15 protein-coding genes and 1 pseudogene are annotated in these 16,500 nt (G+C 71.8%); 6 read left to right on the forward strand and 10 right to left on the reverse strand.

Annotation, left to right across the window (positions count from 1 at the left end; all coding sequences use genetic code 11):
• Positions 1 to 14: 14 nt before the first annotated feature.
• Positions 15 to 1,643 carry an L-glutamate gamma-semialdehyde dehydrogenase gene (gene pruA, locus AC1DWJ_RS15070; RefSeq protein WP_477621218.1) on the reverse strand — a complete coding sequence of 543 codons (1,629 nt, stop codon included), beginning with the start codon at positions 1,641 to 1,643 and terminating at the stop codon, positions 15 to 17.
• Positions 1,644 to 1,733: 90 nt separating this feature from the next.
• On the opposite strand from pruA, the gene AC1DWJ_RS15075 reads away from it, so the two are divergent.
• On the forward strand, positions 1,734 to 2,555 hold the full coding sequence (locus AC1DWJ_RS15075) for an alpha/beta fold hydrolase (RefSeq protein ID WP_477621219.1): 822 nt from the start codon (positions 1,734 to 1,736) through the stop codon (positions 2,553 to 2,555).
• A 3-nt stretch (positions 2,556 to 2,558) separates the two neighbouring features.
• On the opposite strand, the gene AC1DWJ_RS15080 is transcribed toward AC1DWJ_RS15075, so the two are convergent.
• The 4 genes from AC1DWJ_RS15080 to AC1DWJ_RS15095 all read right to left on the reverse strand — a co-directional run bounded on the left by AC1DWJ_RS15080 (position 2,559) and on the right by AC1DWJ_RS15095 (position 7,005).
• Positions 2,559 to 4,022 carry a peptide ligase PGM1-related protein gene (locus AC1DWJ_RS15080; protein ID WP_477621220.1) on the reverse strand — a complete coding sequence of 488 codons (1,464 nt, stop codon included), beginning with the start codon at positions 4,020 to 4,022 and terminating at the stop codon, positions 2,559 to 2,561.
• A 97-nt stretch (positions 4,023 to 4,119) separates the two neighbouring features.
• Positions 4,120 to 4,542, reverse strand: a complete 423-nt coding sequence (locus tag AC1DWJ_RS15085) for a DUF6912 family protein (RefSeq protein ID WP_457252446.1) — start codon at positions 4,540 to 4,542, stop codon at positions 4,120 to 4,122.
• Positions 4,543 to 4,546: 4 nt separating this feature from the next.
• On the reverse strand, positions 4,547 to 5,584 hold the full coding sequence (locus AC1DWJ_RS15090) for a patatin-like phospholipase family protein (RefSeq protein ID WP_457252447.1): 1,038 nt from the start codon (positions 5,582 to 5,584) through the stop codon (positions 4,547 to 4,549).
• Positions 5,581 to 7,005 (reverse strand): WS/DGAT/MGAT family O-acyltransferase, encoded by a 1,425-nt coding sequence (locus AC1DWJ_RS15095; protein ID WP_457252448.1) that lies wholly within the window; start codon positions 7,003 to 7,005, stop codon positions 5,581 to 5,583. Before AC1DWJ_RS15095 ends, AC1DWJ_RS15090 begins: the two co-directional genes overlap by 4 nt.
• A 49-nt stretch (positions 7,006 to 7,054) precedes the next feature.
• Here AC1DWJ_RS15095 and AC1DWJ_RS15100 point away from each other — a divergent pair, with 49 nt between their 5' ends.
• Together AC1DWJ_RS15100 and AC1DWJ_RS15105 are read left to right on the forward strand one after the other, a co-directional pair.
• The gene (locus tag AC1DWJ_RS15100; protein WP_457252820.1) at positions 7,055 to 7,498 is read left to right on the forward strand and encodes a cupredoxin domain-containing protein; all 444 of its coding nucleotides are present in this window, start codon (positions 7,055 to 7,057) and stop codon (positions 7,496 to 7,498) included.
• On the forward strand, positions 7,495 to 8,910 hold the full coding sequence (locus AC1DWJ_RS15105) for a hypothetical protein (RefSeq protein ID WP_477621221.1): 1,416 nt from the start codon (positions 7,495 to 7,497) through the stop codon (positions 8,908 to 8,910). Before AC1DWJ_RS15100 ends, AC1DWJ_RS15105 begins: the two co-directional genes overlap by 4 nt.
• Here AC1DWJ_RS15105 and AC1DWJ_RS15110 read toward each other — a convergent pair.
• Together AC1DWJ_RS15110 and AC1DWJ_RS15115 are read right to left on the reverse strand one after the other, a co-directional pair.
• Positions 8,900 to 10,147: a CpaE/TadZ family protein gene (locus AC1DWJ_RS15110; RefSeq protein WP_477621222.1), complete on the reverse strand. Its 1,248-nt coding sequence runs from the start codon at positions 10,145 to 10,147 to the stop codon at positions 8,900 to 8,902. The two genes, AC1DWJ_RS15105 and AC1DWJ_RS15110, sit on opposite strands and share 11 nt — an antisense overlap.
• Positions 10,144 to 10,821 carry an SAF domain-containing protein gene (locus AC1DWJ_RS15115; RefSeq protein WP_477621223.1) on the reverse strand — a complete coding sequence of 226 codons (678 nt, stop codon included), beginning with the start codon at positions 10,819 to 10,821 and terminating at the stop codon, positions 10,144 to 10,146. The genes AC1DWJ_RS15110 and AC1DWJ_RS15115 overlap by 4 nt, the downstream gene beginning before the upstream one ends.
• 277 nt (positions 10,822 to 11,098) lie before the next feature.
• Between AC1DWJ_RS15115 and AC1DWJ_RS15120 the strand changes: the two genes are divergently transcribed.
• Entirely contained in the window at positions 11,099 to 11,323 is a 225-nt protein-coding gene (locus AC1DWJ_RS15120) for a helix-turn-helix domain-containing protein (RefSeq protein WP_056922813.1), read from the forward strand.
• On the opposite strand, the gene AC1DWJ_RS15125 is transcribed toward AC1DWJ_RS15120, so the two are convergent.
• Entirely contained in the window at positions 11,314 to 11,886 is a 573-nt protein-coding gene (locus AC1DWJ_RS15125) for a hypothetical protein (RefSeq protein ID WP_477621224.1), read from the reverse strand. The genes AC1DWJ_RS15120 and AC1DWJ_RS15125 overlap by 10 nt on opposite strands.
• A gap of 168 nt (positions 11,887 to 12,054) precedes the next feature.
• Between AC1DWJ_RS15125 and AC1DWJ_RS15130 the strand changes: the two genes are divergently transcribed.
• On the forward strand, positions 12,055 to 12,891 hold the full coding sequence (locus AC1DWJ_RS15130) for a LysM peptidoglycan-binding domain-containing protein (RefSeq protein ID WP_477621225.1): 837 nt from the start codon (positions 12,055 to 12,057) through the stop codon (positions 12,889 to 12,891).
• Positions 12,888 to 13,439: an Rv3235 family protein gene (locus AC1DWJ_RS15135; protein ID WP_457252454.1), complete on the forward strand. Its 552-nt coding sequence runs from the start codon at positions 12,888 to 12,890 to the stop codon at positions 13,437 to 13,439. Before AC1DWJ_RS15130 ends, AC1DWJ_RS15135 begins: the two co-directional genes overlap by 4 nt.
• A 16-nt stretch (positions 13,440 to 13,455) precedes the next feature.
• On the opposite strand, the gene AC1DWJ_RS15140 is transcribed toward AC1DWJ_RS15135, so the two are convergent.
• Positions 13,456 to 13,809 carry an SEC-C metal-binding domain-containing protein gene (locus AC1DWJ_RS15140; protein ID WP_477621395.1) on the reverse strand — a complete coding sequence of 118 codons (354 nt, stop codon included), beginning with the start codon at positions 13,807 to 13,809 and terminating at the stop codon, positions 13,456 to 13,458.
• A 54-nt stretch (positions 13,810 to 13,863) separates the two neighbouring features.
• Positions 13,864 to 16,365 (reverse strand): annotated as a pseudogene (gene secA / locus AC1DWJ_RS15145) (preprotein translocase subunit SecA); the annotation flags it as partial.
• Positions 16,366 to 16,500 lie beyond the last annotated feature (135 nt).

Here is a 16,500-nt window from a genome sequence, read left to right on the forward strand (position 1 = left end):
CCACCACGCCACCGTCAGCCCATGTGCGGGTAGGCGTGCGCCTTCGGCGGGTCGAAGGTCTCCTTGATGGAGCGCGCGCTGGTCCAGCGCAGGAGGTTCTGGGCGGCACCGGCCTTGTCGTTGGTGCCTGAGGCCCGGCCACCACCGAACGGCTGCTGGCCCACGACCGCGCCGGTCGGCTTGTCGTTGATGTAGAAGTTGCCGGCCGCGAACCGCAGCCGCGACGTCGCGTCGGCGATGACGTAGCGGTCCTGGGCGATGATCGAGCCAGTCAGGCCGAAGGGCGCGAACGACTCCATCTGGTCGAGCACCTTGTCGTACTGGCGGTCCGGGTAGACGTGCACCGAGAGGATCGGGCCGAAGTACTCGGTGCGGAAGGACTCGTCGGTCGGGTCGTCGATCTCGAGGACGGTCGGGCGGATGAACCAGCCCTCGCTGTCGTCATAGGTGCCGCCGGCCACGACGTCGACACCCGGCGTGGCATGGGCGCGGTCGATGGCGGCCGTGTGCTTGGCGTAGGCCCGCTCGTCGATGACGGCACCCATGAAGTTGGACAGGTCGGTGACGTCGCCCTGGCTGAGGCCGTTGGTGATCGAGACCAGGTCGGCCTTGATCTTCTTCCACAGCGAGCGCGGCACGTAGGCGCGGGAGGCGGCCGAGCACTTCTGTCCCTGGAACTCGAAGGCACCTCGAATCATGGCTGTGCGCAACACATCCGGGTCTGCGGAGGGGTGGGCGAGGATGAAGTCCTTGCCGCCGGTCTCGCCGACCAGGCGCGGGTAGGTGCGATAGCTCGGCAGGTTCGCACCCACCTCCTGCCACAGGTGCTGGAAGGTCGGCGTCGAGCCGGTGAAGTGGATGCCGGCGAGGTCGGGGTCGGCGAGGGCGACCTTCGAGACGTTGATGCCGTCGCCGGTCACCAGGTTGATGACGCCGGGCGGCAGGCCGGCCTCCTCGAGCAGCGACATGGTCAGCTGCGCCGCGAACTGCTGGGTCGGGCTGGGCTTCCACACCACGGTGTTGCCCATCAGCGCCGGGGCGGTCGGCAGGTTGCCGGCGATCGCGGTGAAGTTGAACGGGGTGATCGCGTAGACGAAGCCCTCGAGCGGGCGGTGGTCGGTGCGGTTCCAGATGCCCTTGGCGTTGAGCGGCGGCTGCTCGGCGAGGATCTGGCGCGCGAAGTGGACGTTGATCCGCCAGAAGTCGATGAGCTCGCAGGCGGCGTCGATCTCGGCCTGGTAGGCCGTCTTCGACTGGCCGAGCATGGTGGCCGCGTTCAGGTGGGCGCGCCAGGGACCGGAGAGCAGCTCGGCGGCCTTGAGCAGGATCGCAGCGCGGTCGTCGAACGACGTCTCGCGCCACTGGGGCGCCGCCGCCTTGGCCGCGTCGACCGCCGCCTGGGCGTCGCCGAGGGTCGCGTTGCGCATCGTGCCCAGCACCTTGCGGCGGGCGTGCGGCTGCCGGACCTCGATCTTCTTGCCCGTGCCCATCACCCGCTTGCCCGCGATGGTGTGGGGTAGGTCGATGCTCGCGCTGCCCAGCTCGGCGAGCGCCACCTCGAGGGAGGCGCGTTCGGGGCTGCCCGGCGCGTAGTCCAGGACGGTCTCGTTGACGGGGACGGGCACCTGGGTGACGGCATCCATGTGGGCTGGCTCCTCGGGGTCGCTTCGGTGGCTCGGGCGCGGCTGCCCCACAGCTCTGGGGCAGCGCAGCGCGCACCTATGGTGTCACGTATGCCGCCTGCCCTCGACGCCCCCGAGCTCGCCTACCGCTGGTCCGGCCCGGCCGACCCGGGCTCCCCCACCGTCGTGCTGCTGCACGGGCTGGGCGACTCCGGGGACTGCTGGCCGGACGCGGTGCGCCGTTGGTCGACGGACTACCGCGTGATCGGCGTCGACCTGCTCGGCCACGGTCGCTCCCCCCGCTTCACGACGGACCAACTGGCCTCCCCCGACCCCATGGAGGCGATGTATGCCGCGGCCGAGGCCAGCGTCTCGCGCGTCGCCGCCGCGCACGGCGGGCCGGTCCTCGTCGTGGGCCACTCGATGGGTGGCGGCATCGCGGGGGCGCTGGCTGCGCGGCGGCCCGACCTCGTCTCGGCCGTCGTGCTCGAGGACCCCGCCTGGCGGGATCCCGCCGAGCGGGTGCAGCCTCGCGGAATCGTCCGGGAACGGGTCGCGGAGTGCCGGGCATTCGCCGAAGACCCCGGCGGGCAGCTCGAGAAGGGGCGGGCCGACAACCCGACCTGGCCCGAGGTCGAGCTCGCGCCGTGGGCGGAGTCCAAGGCCCAGGTCGACCTCGACTTCCTCGACCTCGGCATCGCCAACCTGCTCGAGCCGTGGGACGACATCGTCACCGCCATCGCCACTCCGGCGCTGGTGCTGCTCGCCGAGCGGGGCGGCCCGGTGACCCCGCCCGTCCGCGCCCGCGCCGCGGAGATCGCCAACCCGCGCGTCGACATCAGGGTGGTCGAGGGGGCGGGGCACTGTGTGCGGCGGGACCGCACGGAGGCGTTCCATGCCCTCGTCGACCCGTGGCTGGCCGAGCACGCCTGACCCCTACGACACCAGCGTCGCCACGACGCGCTCGGCGCCGGCGTAGAGCCGCTGCACCTCGTCGTGGTCGCGTCCGATCGCCGTCACCCCGAGCCTTCCATCGACCCGCAGGCAGCTGAGCATGTGGAGCACCACCCCGGTCCTGCGGCCGGGATCGAACTCCAGCCCAGCCTCAGCGACCGCGTCGATGACCCGCTGGGGTGCGAGGGACTTCCACGACGGGTCCATCAGCCCGTCCGAGGACCGGTAGCACCGGCTGCCGCTCCGGTCGTCGAGGTCGTAGCGGCCGGTGGCGACGTGGTAGCTCCCCGGCGCCAGGTGGCGCAGGGCGGAGAACGGATGCGTCGTGCCGCCCTTGCGCAGGTTCACCTCGAGCGCGCGCACGTCCCACTCCCCCCGCCGCCGCAGCGCGAGGAAGTCGACGCCGAGGCGCCCGCGGGCGCCACGGTCGGCCAGCCACCGACCAACAGCAGCGGCATGCTCACCCAGCCGCCCGGCATACGCAGGGTCGGCGGGGAAGCGGCAGCCCGAGTACACCTGCCCGTTGTCGCCCCCGAGGATCTGCTCGTGGGTCGACAGCACGCGGACCGAGCCGTCGGGGAGGATGTCCACCTGGGCGCTGGGGCTGCGCACGTCACGGCCCGCCATCAGCTCCTCCACCACAGCACCTGCCCCGAGGTCGGTGACGTACCAGGGCGGCAACGAACCCTGCAGGTTCGCCACGAGGTCCGCCTGCCGGATCCGGCGGCCGTCCGGGTCCCGCACGACGACCACGACGTTGCCGTCGCCGGCGCCGCTGTTGTCGTGCTTGACCACCACTCCCGCGAGTCGCGGTCGGGTGCGACGGATGCGGGCCACCGCCTCACCGACACCCGAGACGTCGCGGACGTCCTCGATGCCGACGGGAGTCGGGACGCCGACCTCGCGGAACAGCCGTCGACCCGCGCTCTTGAAGCCCAGCGGCCACAGCGCGGGGTCCGTGCCGTTGAGCGGAGCCCCGAGTGCCCGCGCCACCTCGACCTCGGTGGCCGTGACGTTCCACGGCTCGATGAGCGTGAGCCGTCCCTCGGTCAGGCTCCGCAGCCGCGCCACGAGGTCGGGCCGGTCGAGCAGCTTGGCCGACACCGACCGAGGTGACGCGTCGTCCACGGTGACGACGTGCAACCGGTCGAGCAGGCCACCGCGGCGGCCGGGCGACGCCAGCCGGTCGTAGTAGTCGAGCACCTCGGGCTCAGGCGTCTGGCAGGTGACGAAGACCAGCTGGCACCCCGGGATCCGCGGGAGCATGAGGGCGCTGAGCAGGTAGCGGTGCTCGTAGGCGCCGAGCCGCGTCGCATAGTGCGCCAGCAGGCTGTCGGCGAGGCTGAAGGCCGGGAGCACCACCACGACGTGCGGCGTCGTCGACCCCGCACAGTTGGCGCGCACGGCGTCCGCCAGCCCGGCCTGCCGTTCCGAGTCGCCGACCACACCGCCTCCCGACTCCTGCGCTCCCGAGCATCAGGGCGGGCAGTCGGGCGCGGAACCAGCGTTTTCCGTAGGAGCAGCGGGGCAGCCGGCCGCCTGGTCAGAGCAGTCGGAGGAGCTCGTCGAGCTCGGTCGCGTCGTACCAGAGCAGGTCCTCCACGCCCTGGTCACCGGCCTCCTCGTCGACGTGGAAGGACACCACCTGTCGGAGGGGGATGGGACTCGAGACCGTCACCGCGGCGAGCGACTCCCGGGTGCCGTCCGATGACACCGTGCCGGGGTCGACGTCCGCAGCGGCGACGACCCGCTTGGCCACCGTGGTGCCCTGGAGCAGCGCTGCGGCGTCCGCGGCCTCGGTCAGCGCGGCATACTCCCACTCCTCCTCGAGGCCGGTCGGGTCGGCGCGCTCGATGCGTTCGGTGACGCCGAAGGCGGCCACCGGTGCCGGCCCGATCTCGCGGTCCGCGGCCAGCCGGCGCACGGCCTCGGGCAGCAGGGGAACGTAGATCCTCGTCTGGGTCATCGGGTCATCCCACATCCTCACTGATTCCCACGTCCTGGAAGGCCGACCGGTCGGGCAGCGGTGCGGGGTCGTGCAGGGCGATCGCGGAGGTGCGCAGGGAGGTGGCGATGACCGCGGGTCGCCGGCTGACGTCCATGAGGTTGGCGCCGAACGCCTCGAGGTCCTCCTCCCCGGGGCCGAGCACCGTCACCTCGGCGCCGTCGTCGTGCACCTTGCCCAGCTCCCGCAGCACCCGGAGGGTCACGCGGTTGCGCCACTGGCGCTCCACCCGGGTGCGCCAGTGCGTGGGTGCGTCCCGGACGAAGCTCACCTGCGGAGCGAGCACGTAGACCTCGTCGAGTCCGAGGCCGGCCATCAGGTCGAGGTTGGTGGACGACCAGGCGCCGCCGTCGATGTAGCGGTGCGCACCGATGCGCACCGGTTGGTACCAGCCGGGGATCGCGCAGGAGGCCATCACCGCTGCTGGAAGGTCGACGACCGGGGCACCCCCGCGACCGAATGCCACCCGCTCACCGGTGTCGTAGTCGAGGGCCACGACGGTGATGCCACTTCGGGGCGGCCAACCCTCCGGGACGACGTGGCCGACCATGGCGCCGACGGCCTCGATGCTTCCGCGCCCCTCCGGCAGGATCGCTGACAACACGGCCGTCGGCGGGAGGTGGCGGAGATGGAGTGCGTTGCGCCGCAACAGCTCTCGCGACCCGAACCCGACCTTGGGGAGTCCCGGCCGGTCGCCACCGGTGTCCTTCTCGTAGTCCCAGGCGTAGCCGGCCAGCGGCCCGACATCGATCGCGCCGTCCAGCTGGTGGATGAGGAGGTCGGCGACCGGGACACCGGCCCCGAGCAGCCCGGCGAGGACGGATCCGGCCGAGGTGCCGACGAACTCGTCGAACTCGCGCAGATCTACCCCGAGCTCGGCCTCGAGGGCCGTGAGCGCACCGACCATCCACGCAGCGCCCAGCACCCCGCCGCCACCGAGCACGAGGCCACGCCGCGGGCCACCACCACGGCGCGCCGCGCCGGGCGCTGGAGCCGGGGTCATCGCGCCTTGGACCGGTGGCTGTCGAGCAGCTCACCGAGGGAGTCGACGATGCTCTGGCCGAGGACGTCGATGTCGGGCATCGAGTCGCGGTCGGCGTTGAGGCCGTAGTAGACGCCGCCGTCGTAGGACGTCAGCCCGATCGACAGGGCCTGCCCCTTGGCGAGCGGCATCACTGGGTAGGTGGACAGCATCCGCGCGTCACCGGCATACAGGGTGTGCTGGGGGCCGGGCACGTTGGTGATGACCACGTTGAACAGTCGCCGTGACACCGCGCTCCCGAGGCGGGCGCCGAGGGAGTGGAGGGTCGGGGGCGCGAATCCGGCTAGTCCTGCAAGGGATTCCGCGCCGACGGCCTGGCCGCCCTCCATCTGCTGGCGCATGGCGAAGGCGATCTGGTGCAGGCGCATCGACGGGCCGGGCTCGCCGACGGGCAGGTCCACGAAGCAGGCGGTGAGCCGGCTGCCGACGTGTCGCGCGTCCTCGTCGTAGACGCTCACCGGCACCATCGCGCGCACGGTCGTTCCGGAGTGGACGGACTCACCGCGGGTCAGCAGCCAGGTGCGGAAGGCGCCCGAGATGGTCGCGAGCACGACGTCGTTGATCGACACGTCGTCGGCGTAGTTGCCCCGGGCGAGCCTGCTGCGGACCTTGCGGTAGTCCTCGAGGTCGGTGCCGATCATGACGTAGCGGCGGGCCTCCCCCACCGGGGCGTTGAGCGGCGAGTGCGGAGCGGGGCGCGCCGCCGTGCGGGCCAGCGTCGACACCACATCGCCGGCGGCCGTCAGGGCGCGCGTGCCGACGGCCTTCACGTCGACCATGCCGCCGCGGATGTTCTCGACCACCTCGCTGGGCCGCCGGACCGCGTCGACGAGCGCGCCGGTGAGCAGCTCGATGTCGCTCGGCTCGCGGGAGGGCCGCCAAGTGTCGGTGACCAGCCCCTCGGCCGCAGGGTCGCCGTCGACGATCACATGGGCGATGTCGACGGCGTTGATGCCGTCGACCAGCGCCTGGTGGGACTTCGTCACGATCGCGAAGCGGCCCTCGTCCAGCCCTTCGACGAGGTACACCTCCCACAGGGGGCGGTGGCGGTCGAGGGCGCGCGGCTGGATCCGGGCGACGAACTCCTGCAGCTGCTCGTCGCTGCCCGGGCGCGGGAGGGCGGAGCGGCGGACGTGGTAGGTCACGTCGAAGTTCTCGTCGTCGACCCAGACCGGGTTCGCCAGCCGGCCGGGGATCTGCCGGATCCGCTGGCGGTAGCGGGGCACGAAGGCGATGCGGGTGGAGATGAGCTGGACGAGCCGGTCGTAGTCGAACCCGTCGCTCGGAGGGTCGAAGACCATGACCGAACCGACGTGCATCGGCGTCGTCGCCTCTTCGAGGTAGAGGAACGACGCGTCGAGGGAGCTCAGGCGGTCAGGCACCCGCTCATCGTGTCAGAAAGCGCTGTTTAGACTCGGGTTCGTGACGAAGATGACGCTGCGAGCGCCGACGAGGTATGCCGCCGGGCTGGCTCTGGCCGTCCCCCTCACCCTTGGCCTCGGCGCGTGTGGGAGCTCCGGCGACGACCCCGGGACCGACGGCTCCACCACCTCCTCGACGAGCTCCTCGAGCTCTTCGAGCAGCTCCAGCTCGTCCAGCAGCTCGAGCGCGGCTGGCCGCACCATCGAGATCACCGTGACGGGTTCGACGGTGACCCCGGCCCCGGCCACGGTCGACCTCGCGGTCGGCGAGAAGCTGACCCTCACCGTGACCAGCGACCACGCCGACCAGCTCCACATCCACGGGTTCGAGATCGAGCAGGACCTGGTCGCGGGCACACCGCTGAGCGTCACCGTCACGGGCGCCCAGCCCGGCGTCTACGAGGTGGAGACCCACCACCCGGAGCTGCGGCTGATGAAGATCGCGGTCCGGTGACGCCCGGCGCCTTCGCCGCCCTTCCCGCAGCCACGGCCCGGCCGGACCTCATGCCGGGTCTCGCGCCGGGTCTCGTGCCGGGTCTCGTGCCGGGTCTCGCGCCGGGTCTCGTGCCCGCCCACGGCGTGGGGTCGCGCGAGGACCTCCCGCTCCCCTTCACGCTCCTGCTCGTCGGCGCGGGGCTGGCCCTCGTGGTGTCGTTCGTGGCGCTGGGGCTGCTCTGGAGACAGCCGCGCCTCGACCCGCGCGACGGGCGCCTGCTGCCGATGCCCGTCGCCCTCGCCCTCGACAGCGCTGCCGTCCGGGGACTCTTCGTCATCGTGTCGCTCGGCATCACGGCCTGGACCCTGCTGGCCCTGGTGTTCGGCCAGGACAACGCCAACAACCCGGTGCCCTCCGTCGTCTACGTGTGGCTGTGGGTCGGCCTCGCCTTCCTGTCCATGGTGTTCGGCGGCATCTGGAGGCTGCTCAACCCGGTGCGCTGGATCCGCGCCGGCATCCTGCGGGCGGCTCGCATCGAGGACGACTTCGCGCTCCTGGACTACCGCCTCGGCCACTGGCCGGCCGCGACGGGCCTGCTCGCCTTCGCGTGGCTCGAGCTGATCGCCCCCGACAATGCCGACCAGCCGGTGCTGCGCATCGCGGTGCTCGGCTACCTCATCGTGAGCATCGTCCTGGCCCTGACCTTCGGGATGCCCTACCTGCGCCGGGGCGATCCCTTCACCTCCTGGTCGTCGCTCTATGGCACGCTCAGCCCGCTCGGCCGGCGGGCCGACGGTCGGTGGGTGCTGCGGACCCCCTTGCACGGACCACTCCAGCTCGATGCGGCACCGGGGCTGCTCGCCGTCACGTCCGTGATGCTGGGCACCACGGCCTACGACGGCTTCTCCGGCGAGACCCGTTGGTACACCTTCGTCCAGTCGTCCAGCCTCCCCGCCCGCCTGTGGGAGACCGGGGCCCTGGTCACGTTCAGCCTCGTGGTCGCCGCCTCCCTGTATGCCGCGGCCGTGCTGTCCGCGCGGCTCGCCGGCGTCAGCGTGCGAGGCATCGCCACCGCCTTCGCGCCGTCGCTCATCCCGATCGCCGCGGGCTACCTCGTCGCGCACTACTGGTCGCTGTGGGTCTGGGAGGGCACGAACGGCCTCGCCAAGATGAGCGACCCCTTGGGGACCGGGGCCAACTGGCTCGGCACCGCGGGCGTGTCGCCCTCGGCGGCGCTGATCGCCCCCGGTCTCGTGGCCGGCATCCAGGTCGTGGCCATCATCACCGGTCACGTCCTCGGCGTGGTCGCCGCCCATGAACGCGCGATCACGCTGTTCCCGCGTCGAGCCGCGGTGCTCGGCCAGGTGCCGCTGCTCGTGCTCATGGTCGGCTACACCGTGGGCGGACTCACCCTGCTGTTCAGCTCCTGACGCGACGACGACGGACGCGCGTCGGGGCGGCATACACGTCGGCGAGCGAGGCGACCGCGCTGCGCAGCTCGGACTGGGGCGCGGACTCGGCCAGCGTCGTCCCCGCGAACAGCGCCGCATCGAGGGTCGGCTGGTCGAGCGGCAGGAAGGCGAGGTCGTCCATCCCGGCGAAGCGGGCCAGCGCCTCGGCGATCCGCTGCTCGGGTCGCGCCCCCACCGAGGTGGCCCGGACGCGGTTGACCACCACCCGCGCCGTGGGCGACGGCACCGCGGCGAGGTCCTGGACCGCCCGGACCAGCCGCTGCAGCCCGATGGGGTCAGCCGTGCCCACCACGATGAGCTCGTCCGCCTCCTCGAGCGCGGTGAGGGTGGCGGCGTTGCGCCGGGGCGCCAGCGTGTCGTAGGACAGCTCCTCGTCGTCCTCGATGGCAAAGCCGCAGTCCACGACGACGAAGCGGGCCAGTCCCCGCCCGGTGGCCAGGACGTGGGCCACCGACGGCGCCCGGAGCTCGGTCCACCGCCCGGCCCGCGGTATGCCGGTCAGCACCCGCAGCCCGGGGCTCACCTCAGGAGCCACTCGCGCCAGGCCGGCAAGGTCGAGCCCGCCCTGGTCTGCGGCACGGGCCGCCGCCGCGATTCCCGGGGCCTCGTCGAGGAGTCCGAGCGCCTGGGCGATGGACGAGCCGTAGGTGTCGAGGTCGACCAGGAGGGTCGGCTCGCGGAGGGCGAGCTCTGCGGCCAGGTTGACCGCGACGGTCGTGCGACCCGGTGCTCCGGTCGGCCCCCAGACCGCGATGACGGTCGCTGGAGTCGGCGCTGCCGGGCCCTCGTCGAGGTCACGAGCGTCCACCGGACCGAGGCCGCGCCCGAGCTGGCCGTCGCGGACCGCCTCGAGCGCGTCGAGGGCGTCGTCGATCTCGTGACTGGCCAGGTCGGCGCGCAGGACGACGTCCACGCCGAGCTGGCGCAGCCGGCGCTCGCCCGGCTCGTCACCGGGCCCCACGACCCCGGCCACCTCCACCCCGTGGCTGGCCAGCTCGTGCAGGGCCGGCCGGTCGAGCGCGCGCAGGTCGGCCGAGACCAGGGCCATCTCGCCGTGGCCCGCTGCGGCGGCAGCCAGCAGGTCGGCCAGGTCGGCGCACCGCCGCGCGACGGTGTAGCCGACGGTGGCCTCGACGGCCGCGACCAGCTCCGCCTCCCAGGCCGCGTCGAGTGCAGCGAGGACCCGACGGGTCACTGCTCCACCCGCAGGGCCGAGCCGGCTACCGGCACCAGCGTCACGCGCGCCCCGAGGTCGACCGAGGCGATGATCTCCTTGATGCGCGGAGTCGGGGCCATCACCTGCACCGCGCGGCCGCCCGCCGAGCCCCCTCCCAGCCCGCCCGTGCCGCGGGGCAGGCTCGACACGGAGACGGCCGCCAGGGCGAGCTCCGGGCCGACGAAGCCGCCCGCCGAACCGGTGCCCCCCGCCGGGTCGACCCGATTGACGTAGACGTCAACGATGGACCCCACCTGGAGGGCCGCCGCGGACCCCGCATCGACGGTGAGGACCAGGGGCTGCACCCCGACCTCGCTCCGGCCGCCCACCGCGGCGGCGGGGACGAGCTCGCCGGCAGGCACCGGCCGCAGGACGAAGCGGTCGGGCGCCAGGCCACCGGTGGCCGAGAGGTAGGCGGGCAGCTCCGCCCCGAGCTGGACGTCGACCCGGCTGAGGTCGTCGTCGGTGAGCCGCTGGCCGGGCACCAACGGTCCGCGGGCGGCATACACGGCGGTCCGGTCGTCGACCTGGGCCACGACGAACGCGCCGAGGGCGATCGAGGACAGCACCAGCAACACCCCCACCAGAAGGCGCGCGTCGCGCCACCGCGGTCGCTGGAGCCGAACCGCCTTGAGCACAGCGAGGTCAGTCATGGCGAGGTCCCCCTTCATCAACACGTGCTCGTCGGCTGCTGACCGGGGCAAACATGCGCACCGGAGCGGTCATCATGGCGCGTCGCGAGCGACCCAGCCCCGGTCAGTCCACAGGTTCGTGGGTCATCCACAAGGTCGGGAGGCCAACTCCCCCAAACGGCTATAGATGCCAGAATCTGTCCAACGAACAGACGCAGCCACAAGAACATGGTAAAAATTCGGTCAAGGGAAGGTCTGCTCCCAGTCAAGGCGACTGGCGGAAGAAGAGGGGAAGAACGTGGCAAAGCGATTCATTCAGCTTTCCGAGGTCTCGGAAGTTCTCGACATCTCGTCAGCTCAGGCATACGCACTCGTCCGGTCCGGCGAGCTGCCGGCGATCAAGGTCGGCGGGCGCGGACAGTGGCGCGTCGAGGTGGCCGAGCTCGAGGGGTACATCCAGCGGATGTACAGCGAGACCAAGACCTTCGTCGCCGCCCACCCGTTCGGCCAGGGTCAGGACTGACCCTGGTGCGCCCCGGCCGATCGGGCCGGGCGCACCAGCACCACCGCGGAGAACGGCACGAGGCGACGCCCGGTGACGTTCTCCGCCCTGCGGGGCAGGTCCGGGGCATGCTCGCTGAGCTCGAGCACGTCGCGACCCACCGCATCGATGGTGCCGCTCACCACCACCCCGTCGAGGTCGGTCACGAGCACGGTGGCGCGGTCTCGGCTCAGTCCCCGGAGCGCGTAACCGAGGCCGAACCGGCGCCCTCGACTGGTGCCGACGACCCGTAGCGGGAGGCCGGCCACCCCCGTCACCGCGGTGAACGGCACGAGCGCCAGGCCGCCGGCTTCGGTGGCCAGCAGCAGCCACCCGTCGCCCACCTCGAGGACCTGCCCGGGGAGCGAGCCGACCACGCGCACCGTCAGGGCCACCCGCTCGCCGAGGGCCGCCGCCAACCGGTCGGGCAGGCCCACCAGCGCCCTCTCGCGCCGCGTGCGGTCGGCCACCTCACCGTCCAGCTCGCGCCGCGCCTCCGCGTCCCACTGCGCCCCCAGGTCGGCGAACAGGTCGTCCCAGCGCATCGCCCCCCCTTGCTCCGTCCTGCCCGTGGGGCCGTCCGCCCGGCCCGATGGGTCAGACGATCCCGCGCGGGCCTTGCCACGGCCGGCTCACGTTGTTACCTTCAAACTGTGTCAACCACACGCAAACATAAGTAAACAACAAAAGGCAAATCACCACTGGGGGTGTGGATGGTGCTCAACGAGTTCGGGAGCCGGCGCCGCAGGATCGGCGCCGGCCTGAGACCGGTCGCCGTGATCGGTGCGCTGGTCGTGCTGGAGTTGCTCGCCCTGGGGGCCGCAAGGAGCGCGTGGCGGGTGGTGCGCTCCCCCGGACCCGCGAGCCTCGACGAGGCCGTCGTGCTGGTCGTGCTGACCGCCTGCGTGCTGCTCGGTGGGTGGCTCGTGGTCAGCACCACCGTCGCCTGCGCGGCCCACCTCCCGGGCCGGCTCGGGGACCCGGCTCGACGGTGGTCGCACACCCTGGCGCCAGCGGCGACGAGACGGGTCGCCGCCCTCCTGGTCGGTGCGGCCCTGGGCGCCACCCTGGCGCCGGGCACCGCTGCCGGCTCAGTCGGCGGCGGCTCGGTGGGCGGCTCGGTGGGCGGCTCGGGCGGGCACGGCACCCCTCCGGAACGCTCTCCCGGGTTTGCCGTCACGCCCGCGCCCGCGCCCTCGGTGCCGGCGGCCACACCGTCCAGCCCCACATCGTCCAGCCCCGAGCCGCCCGCGTCCGTGCCTTCCGTCCCCGAGCCGGGGTGGACACCATCGCGGCCGGTGGACACCCCCGTCACCGTGGCCCGCCTCGTGACCGGGGCGGGCGCACCGCCCTCGGCCGAGGTCGTCGTCCACCGGGGTGATTCGCTGTGGACCATCGCCCGCAGGCATCTCGGCCCCGGCGCCACCGACACGGAGGTCGCCGCCGCGTGGCCGCGCTGGTACGCAGCCAACCGCGACGTCATCGGTCCCGACCCCGGCATCCTCCGGCCCGGACAGGTGCTCCGCGCGCCCGCGGGGGCCCACCCGTGAGCCCCGCGCCGCGCGCCGAGGACCCCACGACGGCGCCCGGACGGCTGACGCCGTTGCGGATCGTCCCGGCTCCCCGCACCCGGCCACCCGTGCTCAGCGAGCTCGAGTCCTGGGTGCCCGAGGACGGCAGGACGTCGCGCTACGTGCAGGACGCGCTCGCCGTCGACTTCGACTCGATGACCGACGAACAGCTCTTCGGCGAACGCCCGACCCGGCGCGACGACCTCCCCGACCCCCGACCGTGGGCCGGCCACATCGCCCAGGGACTCGTCGAGGTGATGGCCGGAGCGCGTCCCGCGCCACAGGTGCTCCGCTGGACCACCCCGGAGGTGTATGCCGCCGTCGCCCGCCGCGCGGCCGTGTCAGCCCGGCGTGGTGCCGGGTCGGCGCGGCGCACGGTGGTGCGTGGTGTCCGCGTCTGCGAGCCGGCTGACGGGGTGGCGGAGGCCAGCGCCGTCGTGGTCGACGGCGGACGGGTCCGCGCGCTGGCCTTCCGGCTCGTGGGCATCGACGGGCGCTGGCGGGTCGAGGCCCTCCAGGTCGGCTGAGGTCAGGACGTCGGCGTCACGGCTTCCCGTGGCACATCTTGAACTTCTTGCCCGAACCGCAGGGGCACGGACCGTTGCGGGACGCGCCCTTGAGCTGGTCCTCGCTGAGCGTGTCGTTGGCGGAGCCCACCGCTCGGTGCTCCACGTCGCCGGTCTCGCCTGGCGCGGAGTACTGCAGCTGCTGCGGACGACGCTCCGGCTGCTCGAGTCCCTTGGCCCGGAAGGTCGGGTGCTTGTCGGCCGTCGCGGCGGCGGACTCGGCGGGCACCAGGTCTGCCTCCGCGGCCTGACCACCGTTGCTCGAGATGGCCGAGGTGTCCACGGGCTCGTCGACCTCGGCGGCGGACGACAGCCCCGACCCGGCGAGCATGTCGGAGACGCTGACCGGCTGGAGCGCGGGAGCCTGCTCCTCGGGCTGGTCGACATCGACCTGCACGTTGAAGAGGTAGCCGACCGACTCCTCCTTGATGGACTCGTTCATCGCCTCGAACAGCTGGAAGCCCTCGCGCTGGTACTCGACCAGCGGGTCGCGCTGGGCCATCGCCCGCAGGCCGATGCCCTCCTGGAGGTAGTCCATCTCGTAGAGGTGCTCGCGCCACTTGCGGTCCAGCACGGACAGCACGACCCGGCGCTCGACCTCACGCATGACCTCGGCGCCGAGCAGCGCCTCGCGCTCGTCATAGGCGTGGTGCGCGTCAGAGGTGATGACCTCCCGCAGGCTGTCGCGGGTCAGCGACCCGTCGGCCGCCTCCAGGACGTCCTGGGGCGTCACCGACACGGGGTACAGGGTCTTGAGCGCGGTCCAGAGGCGATCGAGGTCCCAGTCGTCCGCGAACCCCTCGGCGGTCTCGGCGTCGACGTAGCCGCCCACGACGTCGTTGATGAAGTGCCGGATCTGCTCGTGCAGGTCCTCGCCCTCGAGGACGCGGCGGCGCTCGTCGTAGATCACCGTGCGCTGGCGGTTGAGGACGTCGTCGTACTTCAGGACGTTCTTGCGGATCTCGAAGTTGCGACCCTCGACCTGCCCCTGCGCGCTCTGGATCGAGCGGCTGACCATCTTGGACTCGATCGGGACCTCGTCCTCCATCTTGGCCGTGGTCATGAACCGGTCGACCATCGCGGCGTTGAACAGCCGCATGAGGTCGTCCTGGAGCGAGAGGTAGAAGCGCGACTCACCCGGGTCACCCTGGCGACCGGAGCGTCCACGCAGCTGGTTGTCGATGCGGCGCGACTCGTGGCGCTCGGTGCCCAGCACGTAGAGGCCACCGAGATCGGTCACCTCGTCGTGCTCGGCCTGCACGGCCTCCTCGGCCTTGACGAGCGCGGCGTCCCAGGCGGCTTCGTACTCCTCCGGCGTCTCCACCGGGTCGAGGCCCTGCTGCTTGAGCGTCGCGACCGCCATGAACTCGGGGTTGCCACCGAGCATGATGTCGGTGCCTCGACCGGCCATATTGGTCGCCACCGTGACAGCGCCCTTGCGACCGGCCTGCGCCACGATCGCGGCCTCCCGCTCGTGCTGCTTGGCGTTGAGGACCTCGTGCGGGACACCCTTGCGGCGCAGCTGGTCCGAGAGGTACTCGCTCTTCTCGACCGAGACGGTACCGACGAGCACGGGCTGCCCCTCGGCATACCGCTGCGCGATGTCGTCGACGACGGCGTTGAACTTCGCCTCCTCGGTGCGGTAGACGAGGTCGGCCTGGTCCTTGCGCACCATGGGGCGGTTGGTCGGGATCGGGACGACGCCCAGCTTGTAGATCGAGTTGAGCTCGGCGGCCTCGGTCTGGGCCGTACCGGTCATGCCCGAGAGGGTGTCGTACATGCGGAAGTAGTTCTGCAGGGTGATCGTGGCGAGCGTCTGGTTCTCGTTCTGGATCTCGACGCCCTCCTTCGCCTCGATCGCCTGGTGCATCCCCTCGTTGTAGCGACGGCCGGCGAGCATGCGGCCGGTGTGCTCGTCGACGATGAGGATCTCGCCGTTCATGTTGACGTAGTCCTTGTCGCGCTTGAACAGCTCCTTCGCCTTGATGGCGTTGTTGAGGTAGCCGATCAGCGGGGTGTTGACGGACTCGTAGAGGTTGTCGATGCCGAGGTAGTCCTCGACCTTGGCGATGCCGGCCTCGAGGACGCCGACGGTCTTCTTCTTCTCGTCGACCTCGTAGTCGCCCTCACCGGACTCGAGCTCGCCCCGGGTCAGCCGGTCGACGATCTTGGAGAACTCGGTGTACCACTTGGTGGCCGCGTCGGCGGGACCGCTGATGATGAGCGGCGTGCGCGCCTCGTCGATGAGGATGGAGTCGACCTCGTCGACGATCGCGAAGTTGTGGCCGCGCTGGACGAGCTCGTCGACCGACCAGGCCATGTTGTCGCGCAGGTAGTCGAAGCCGAACTCGTTGTTCGTGCCGTAGGTGATGTCCTTGGCGTACTCGGCGCGACGCTCCTCCGGCGTCATCGACGCGAGGATGACCCCGGTCTCGAGGCCCAGCATGCGGTGCACGCGGCCCATCAGCTCGGACTGGTACTCGGCGAGGTAGTCGTTGACCGTGACCACGTGGACGCCCTTGCCCTCCAGGGCGTTGAGGTAGGACGGCAGGGTCGCGACGAGGGTCTTGCCCTCACCGGTCTTCATCTCGGCGACGTTCCCGAGGTGGAGCGCGGCACCACCCATGAGCTGCACGTCGAAGTGACGCTTGCCGAGGGTCCGCTTGGACGCCTCGCGGACCGCCGCGAACGCCTCCGGGAGCAGGTCGTCCAGGGTCTCGCCGTCAGCGAGGCGCTTGCGGAAGACATCGGTCTCGGCCCGCAGCTCGGCATCGGTGAGCGCGGCGAAGTCCTCCTCGATCGAGTTCACCTGGGCGGCGATCCCGTGGAGCTTCTTGAGGATGCGTCCCTCACCGGCACGCAGCAGCTTTTCGACGATCTTGGACACGCAACATCTCCTGAAGTTTCTGATCTCCTGCTACGCCCGGAAGTTTTTGATCTCCTGCTACGCCCGGAAGTTCGCAGCCGTGGCCATCCGGGTGGCAACGGCCCGACCTAGGCTAGTCGAGTCGACGCACCAGCG

This window comes from Pedococcus sp. P2_D7 (assembly GCF_056404295.1).